The 6,139-nt window shown below is 75.6% G+C and carries 6 protein-coding genes and 3 pseudogenes; 4 read left to right on the top strand and 5 right to left on the bottom strand.

The window, feature by feature from the left end; genetic code table 11:
- Positions 1–253: pseudogene (locus tag ABZW03_RS03700) on the top strand (hypothetical protein); the annotation flags it as partial.
- A 143-nt stretch (positions 254–396) separates the two neighbouring features.
- Here ABZW03_RS03700 and ABZW03_RS03695 read toward each other — a convergent pair.
- Together ABZW03_RS03695 and ABZW03_RS03690 are read right to left on the bottom strand one after the other, a co-directional pair.
- Complete coding sequence (locus tag ABZW03_RS03695; RefSeq protein ID WP_355251613.1) at positions 397–993, bottom strand: alpha/beta hydrolase; 597 nt, start codon at positions 991–993, stop codon at positions 397–399.
- A 320-nt stretch (positions 994–1,313) separates the two neighbouring features.
- Positions 1,314–1,493, bottom strand: a complete 180-nt coding sequence (locus ABZW03_RS03690; RefSeq protein WP_355251628.1) for a hypothetical protein — start codon at positions 1,491–1,493, stop codon at positions 1,314–1,316.
- Between ABZW03_RS03690 and ABZW03_RS03685 the strand changes: the two are divergent.
- Positions 1,459–1,752: pseudogene (locus ABZW03_RS03685) on the top strand (phosphatase PAP2 family protein); the annotation flags it as partial. The gene ABZW03_RS03690 and the pseudogene ABZW03_RS03685 sit on opposite strands and share 35 nt — an antisense overlap.
- A 237-nt stretch (positions 1,753–1,989) precedes the next feature.
- Here ABZW03_RS03685 and ABZW03_RS03680 read toward each other — a convergent pair.
- Positions 1,990–2,694 (bottom strand): response regulator transcription factor, encoded by a 705-nt coding sequence (locus ABZW03_RS03680; RefSeq protein ID WP_355251610.1) that lies wholly within the window; start codon positions 2,692–2,694, stop codon positions 1,990–1,992.
- Positions 2,695–2,761: 67 nt separating this feature from the next.
- Positions 2,762–4,366, bottom strand: coding sequence for a histidine kinase (locus ABZW03_RS03675; RefSeq protein WP_355251607.1), 1,605 nt, complete (start codon positions 4,364–4,366; stop codon positions 2,762–2,764).
- Between the two features lie 86 nt (positions 4,367–4,452).
- Here ABZW03_RS03675 and ABZW03_RS03670 point away from each other — a divergent pair.
- Together ABZW03_RS03670 and ABZW03_RS03665 are read left to right on the top strand one after the other, a co-directional pair.
- A pseudogene (locus ABZW03_RS03670) lies at positions 4,453–4,572 on the top strand (MarR family transcriptional regulator); the annotation flags it as partial.
- Positions 4,573–4,635: 63 nt separating this feature from the next.
- Positions 4,636–4,869, top strand: a complete 234-nt coding sequence (locus tag ABZW03_RS03665; protein WP_355251605.1) for a hypothetical protein — start codon at positions 4,636–4,638, stop codon at positions 4,867–4,869.
- Between the two features lie 40 nt (positions 4,870–4,909).
- On the opposite strand, the gene ABZW03_RS03660 is transcribed toward ABZW03_RS03665, so the two are convergent.
- Entirely contained in the window at positions 4,910–6,013 is a 1,104-nt protein-coding gene (locus ABZW03_RS03660; protein WP_355251602.1) for a serine hydrolase domain-containing protein, read from the bottom strand.
- Between the last annotated feature and the right edge of the window lie 126 nt (positions 6,014–6,139).

Here is a 6,139-nt window from a genome sequence, read left to right as displayed (position 1 = left end):
GGCGCTACGAACGCGCCGCGCCGGGCGAGCCGGCCCACGTCGCCAGGCCGGCCGCAGGGTCCGCACCGGAGCGGGCGACTCCTACCTGCACAACGCCGTGGACGACCGCTCCCGCCTGGCTCCCATCGGCCACCACCACCCCGAACACGCCGCGCTCACGGGCGAGCCGGCCGCCGGCCGCGTCCCCGGCCTCACGCGTCACAACGACCAGACACCGCCGAAGATCCGGAACACGCGCTCACGGCCGTCGTGAGGCACGACGAACGACGGGCCGACGCGGCCGAGGCGCTGGAGCTGCCCGCGGGCGCGCCCGCCCGGCTCCAGGTGAGCGGGCATCAGGGCTTGCCGGCCGCGCCGGGAGCCCGGCGACGCCTGGGCCGGCCCGGCGGTTCCGGGCTACACACCCGCCGCCAGCGGGGCGACGAAGTGGTCCAGGCGGGCGGTGACCTGCCGCAGGACGTCGATCGAGCCCAAGGGGTCGTCGGGCAGTTCGAGGCCGTGGTCGGCGGCGGGCACTTCCAGGACCTCGTGTCCGGTCGATTCGGCGATGCTGCGGTCCCACAGCTTGTCGGCGCTGCCGCCGACGAGGAGGGTCGGGGCCTCGGCGCGGTGCAGGGCGCGGGCGACCGGCTCGTCGGTCAGCACGGGGGTCAGCCACGCGGCGGCGAGGTTCCGGTCGGCGGCGACGCCGGAGGCGAGGGAGGCCAGCGACTTGCCGATGAGCAGGCGGCAGGCGCCGCGCTCGGCGTCGACGGCCTCGGCGACCTCCCGTTCGACCCAGGCGATCCGGCGCTCGGGGCCGAACGTGGGGAAGTCGCGCGGGAGTTGCCACCACAGCTCCTGGACCGTCCAGCCGTGCCGGAGGAGAACCGACCGGGCGAAGTGGAGCAGCGGCCTGGCAGGCGTGTACGCGACGCCCGGGACGACGAGTGCGACGCGGTCGGGGGCGCCTTCGAAGCGGGTGCGGACGGCGAGCGGGGAGGGATCCGGCATGGGCGCAGGCTACGCGACCGTCCTCTGTGACGCGCTGTCAACCCTGACCATCGTCAGGGGCGCCGCTTGACTTTCGGGTCGGGTGGAAAGGGCGTCTCGGCTTCTACCGTCCGGACCATGACGTACACGGACAGGAATGCGCGAAGGGCCGGCGCCGCAAGGGCCGCCGCCCGATCCACGCCCACGCCCAGGCCTCGGCCCAGGCCCGTCCTCGCCGCGGCCCTGCTCTGTGCGGGGGCCGGGGTGGTGGCGTGGCTGGCGCCGGAGCGGGGTGGCGGCGCGGGGCCGGTGCGGGTGTCGGCCGGGTGGTCGGCCGACGGCTACCGGCGGGTGGCGGAGGCCGTCGGTGACGCCCCGGGGGCGGTGGCCTCGGTGCTGGAGCCGGCCACCGAGGTCGGGCTGCTGGTCCTGGGGCTCCTGCTGGCGTTCTGCTGGTGGACGGCCCGGGCCCGGCGGGCCGTCGGGGTGGTCGCGGGGGTGGCGCTGGTCGGGCTCGGCACGGTGCTGGCCTACGGGGCCAGCGAGGTGCTGAAGGTGGTCCTCGACGAGGAGCGGCCCTGCCGGGCGCTGTCCGGGCTGCCGGGCACGGCGCTCGCCGAGTGTCCGCCGCCGGGCGACTGGTCGTTCCCCAGCAACCACGCCACCCTGGCGGTCGCGCTGGCCACGGGGCTGGTGCTGCTGCGCCCGCGCTGGGCGCTGCTGGTCATACCCGTCGGCGGCGCCACGGCCGCGCTGCGGGTGGCGGCCGGGGTGCACTACCCGCACGACGTGCTCGCCGGGGCCGCGCTCGGCGGCACGGTCACGGCGGCAGCGGTCCTCGCCCTGCGGCCGGAGGCCGCCACCGCCGTGACGGCACTGACCGGGGTGCCCGTCCTCGGGCGGCTGCTGTCGGCACCGCCCGCACCACCCGTACCGCCCTCGCCGTCGATACCGTCGGCCCGGGGCTCCGGCACGGGCACTGGCACTGGCACTGGTGCAGCCCCGGGCGCGGCAGCCTCAGTCCCGTGGGCCTCCCGCGCAGGTCGCGCCGAGGGTCAGCCCGGCCTCGTGCGCGAGGACGGCGGCGGCCGCCCGGTTGGCCACGCCCAGCCGGGCCAGGATGGAGCTCACATGGGCCTTCACGGTGCCTTCCACCACCCCCAGCCGACGGGCGATCTGACCGTTGGACAGCCCGGCGGCGATCAGCGTCAGCACGTCCCGTTCCCGGGTGGTCAGGGCGGCCACCTGTTCCCGGGCGCCGACGCGCCGGTCGGCTGGGCCGCCGGCCCCGGTGGCGGCCAGGTGGGCGACCACCCGGGCGGCCACCTTGGGTGAGAGGTAGGCCGCCCCTCCCGCCACCGCGTGCACCCCGGCGAGCAGTTCCTCGGGCTCGCCGGACTTGATCAGGAAGCCGTTCGCGCCGCCGCTGAGCGCGCGCAGGATGTAGTCGTCCTCACCGAAGGTGGTCAGCATGAGTACTCCGGTGGCCAGGCCGCTCCGGCGGATCTCGGCGGCCGCCGCGATGCCGTCCGTGCCGGGCATCCGGATGTCCAGCACGGCGACGTCCGGCCGGTGGCGCCGGACGAGTTCGACGGCCTCGCGGCCGTCCCCGGTCTCGGCGACGATCTCGATGCCCGGGTCGGTGGCGAGCACCGCGCGCAGTCCCGCGCGGATCATGGGCTCGTCGTCGGCGAGCAGCACCCGGATCGGTGCGGTGGTCATCGGCGGCTCCTGTCGGTCGCTCGGTACGGAGGTGCTGCGGAGAGGGAGAGGGAGGTGTGGCGGGAGGTCAGGAGACGAGTACCTCGCGCGAGACGAGCCGGGAGTCCTGGAAGCAGAGCCGGTAGGCATCGCCGGACCGGTCCACGAACAGTTGGGCGGTGATGGCGTAGTACACGCACGAGACTCCTTCCCCCGACGGCGGCGCGGGCGTCGACGGCCCGCTCGGCGGGTGGTACGGCAGCCGGTGGCCCGGCAGCACCCGTTCGACCGAGGCCTGGTCCTGCCCCACCTGGAGGGTGGCGTAGACCTCCGGCTCCAGCACCGACAGGCCGACCACGTAGAGCGTCCATACTCGCAGTGCCACGGTCAGCAGCACGGCCGTCGCCAGCGGGACGAGCACCACGGCGGCCAGCGTCCGCCCCACCCTGCGGCGGGCCCGTCGCAGTTCGCGCACTGGCGACAGCGGGGCGGCGGGCGGCAGCGGGACGGGCCCGGCGGCACGGCGCGGCAGGTCGGCCACGACCTCGAACCCGCCGTCCGGGCGGGCCCCGTGGGCGAAGGTACCGCCCGCGAGCCGGACCCGCTCGGTCAGGCCGAGCAGGCCGCGACCGCCCGTCGCCGGCACGGCAGGTGTCGGGCCGGGCCTTCCGGCGGGCGCCGCGACGGTGGGGCCGGCGGACGTCCCGGTGAACGCTCCGGACACCGTGCCGGTGGGCGTTGCGCCGCGCGGGGTTGACGCGGACGCCGACGACGCCGCCGCCGACGACAACGCCGCGGATGCGGACGCCGAGGGCCGGGCTGCCGACGACGCCGCTCCGGGGACGGCGGGCGCGGGCGCCGGGCCGTTGGCCACCCGGAGACGGGCGCCCTCGGCCGAGTACTCCACCTCCACGGTGACGGCCGCTCGCGGTGCGTACTTGGCGGCGTTGGTCAGCGCCTCCTGCACCACCCGGTACGCGGCGTGCTCGGTGGCACGCGGCAGCCCGTCCGGCTCGCCGGTGATCTCCGCGCGGACGTCCAGGCCGGCGGCGGCCGCCTCGGCGACCAGGTGCGGGATGTCCGAGTCGGCCGGTCCGTGGGCCGCGGCAGCGCCACCGCCGCTCTCGTCCCCGTCGCGGAGGATGCCGATCACCTCGCCGAGCCGGTCCACGGCGGCCGCCGCGCCGGCCCGGATCTCCTGGACGGCCTCCCGATGGGGCGCGGCCAGGTCGGGGGCGAGCTTGAGGGCCCCGGCGCGCAGGGCGATCAGGCTGAGGTCGTGCCCGAGGGCGTCGTGCATGTCCTGGGCGATCCGGGCCCGTTCGCGCAGTCGGGCCTGCTCGGCGACCAGCTGCTGCTCCCGCTCCAGCCGCTCGGCGCGCTCCCACCCGGCCCGCACGAGCTCCTGCGACTGCCGCCAGAACCGGCCCAGCAGCCACGGCCCCATCCCGGTGCTCACGGCGAGCGCCACGAACAGCAGGCCCAGCACGATCCAGGAGGGCACCAGTCCGACCACCAGCACCCCACCCGCGACCAGGACGGCGAACACCACCGCCGCCGGCCGTACCCGCTCCATCCGCAACCCGGCCAGGAAGGAGAACCCGATCGCCGGCAGCGCCCACCAGAGGCTCGTGACACCGAGCCCGATACACACCGACGCCACCACGGGCAGCGCCACCCCACTCATCCGCATGCCCACGACCCTACGAGGACCGCCACCGCACCGGATCTGTCGAAAGTCATGCCCGAGGCCACACCCGGAGGGCTCCGGAGGAGTGCACCGCCGCCGAGACCGCCGGGATCACCGCCCGCCCGTACGCCGCCGGCCCGGCCGAGGACCTCGCCGCCGCGGGCCGCGTCCTGACACTGGTCACGGAGCGCGCGGACACCGAACCGGCCGACGCCCGAGGTTCCCGTACAGTCGGGAGTCTGACGCACTCGAACCGGGGGAAAGGTGACGTCATGGGTCTCGTCATGGTGTTCCTGCTCGCGCTCGTCGGCGCCGTCGTCGGCGCCACGACCTTCCTGGTGCTCCGGGAACGCGCACGACGCCACCGGTTCGACGCCCCCGAGGGGTGGCTGATCGAGCAGCAGCGGACGGCCGACGCCGCTCGCATGCGGGCGACGTACTCCAGCCTGTCCGTTCACCAGGGCAACGCCGTGATGGGCGACGAGGGGAACCACTACCGTTCCTGACCCACAAGGACCGGCTCGATCCTCGGCCTCCGCGACGCGCTCAGCGGCACAAGGCGGCGTCCACGACGGCTTCGAGGTGCCGGGTGACGGCGTAGTCGGTCGGGACGGTGGTCACCGCGATGTTCACCGCACGCCCGTCCTCTGTGGCGCCGCCCCGGGTCTCGTAGCCCGGGATGTCGCCGCCGTGGCCCCAGTAGACCCCGCCGCAGGAGAGCGGCCGGCTGAAGACGCCCAGTCCGGAGCCGGCCCCGCTGTCCCCGATCGGGACGGTGGTGCGCATCTGGGCGAGCTGGGCCGCGGGCAACAGCCGGTCCGGGACCAGCAGTTCGGTGAAGAAGCGGTCGAGGTCGGCGTTGGTGGAGATCATCTGCCCGGCTGCCCAACCCACCGACGGGTCCATCTCCGTGAAGTCGGTCAGCGGCCCGTCGGCGGAGTCCCTGCGGTAGCCCTTGGGGTGGGCCTCACGGATGGTCCGGTCGCCCACGGCCGGGAAGTAGGTGTGCCGCAGCCCGATGCGCCGGACGATCCGCCGGTCGATCTCCTCGGCGAGCGGCCGGCCGGTCACCCGCTGGACGATCAGGCCGGCCAGCACGTAGTTGGTGCTGCTGTAGCCGAACCTCTCCCCGGGGGCGAAGACGGGCTTCTGCCGCAGGGCGAGGTCCAGCAGCTCCCGCGGCTCGAAGTACCGGTGCCGGAAGGAGGCTTCGTCGACCAGTCCCTCGTAGTCGGCCAGGCCGCTGGTGTGCTGGAGGAGCCGGCGGACGGTGACGCCGCGCCCGTCGACGCCCTCGCCGCGGGCCAGGCCGGGCAGGTAGGTGTCGACGGGGGCGTCAAGGTCGACCTTCCCCTCCCCCACCAACTGGAGCACGACGACGGCGGTGAAGGTCTTGGTGGTGCTGCCGATCCGCACCTGCCCGCCGGCGGGGACCTTGGCACCGGTGGCCAGGTCCCCCACCCCCGCGGTGTAGTCGCGGGTCCGGCCCCGCCCGTCCCGGACGGTCGCGAGCGCGGCGGGCACCCCGTCCGCCCGCACCAGCGCGGTCAGCCCCTGCTGCACGACGTCCGGCGGGGCGGCGGCCGACGCGGCGGACGGCGCCGGCGCCCCGACGGCCGCGGCGGTCGAGAGCAGGAGCGCGAGTGCCATGTGGCGGGTACGCGAACGAGGACGCACGAGTCAACTCCAGGGGAATCGTGGGGAGCAGGAACGCCCCCCGGTCACGACCGCCAGTCTGGTCGCGCACCGATTCACCGACCTCCCCCGATCGAGGGA

Source organism: Kitasatospora sp. NPDC004799, from assembly GCF_040609095.1.
Lineage (GTDB): Bacteria > Actinomycetota > Actinomycetes > Streptomycetales > Streptomycetaceae > Kitasatospora.
Note: the sequence above shows the minus strand (reverse complement) of the source record. Positions and strands in the feature narration are given on the sequence as shown.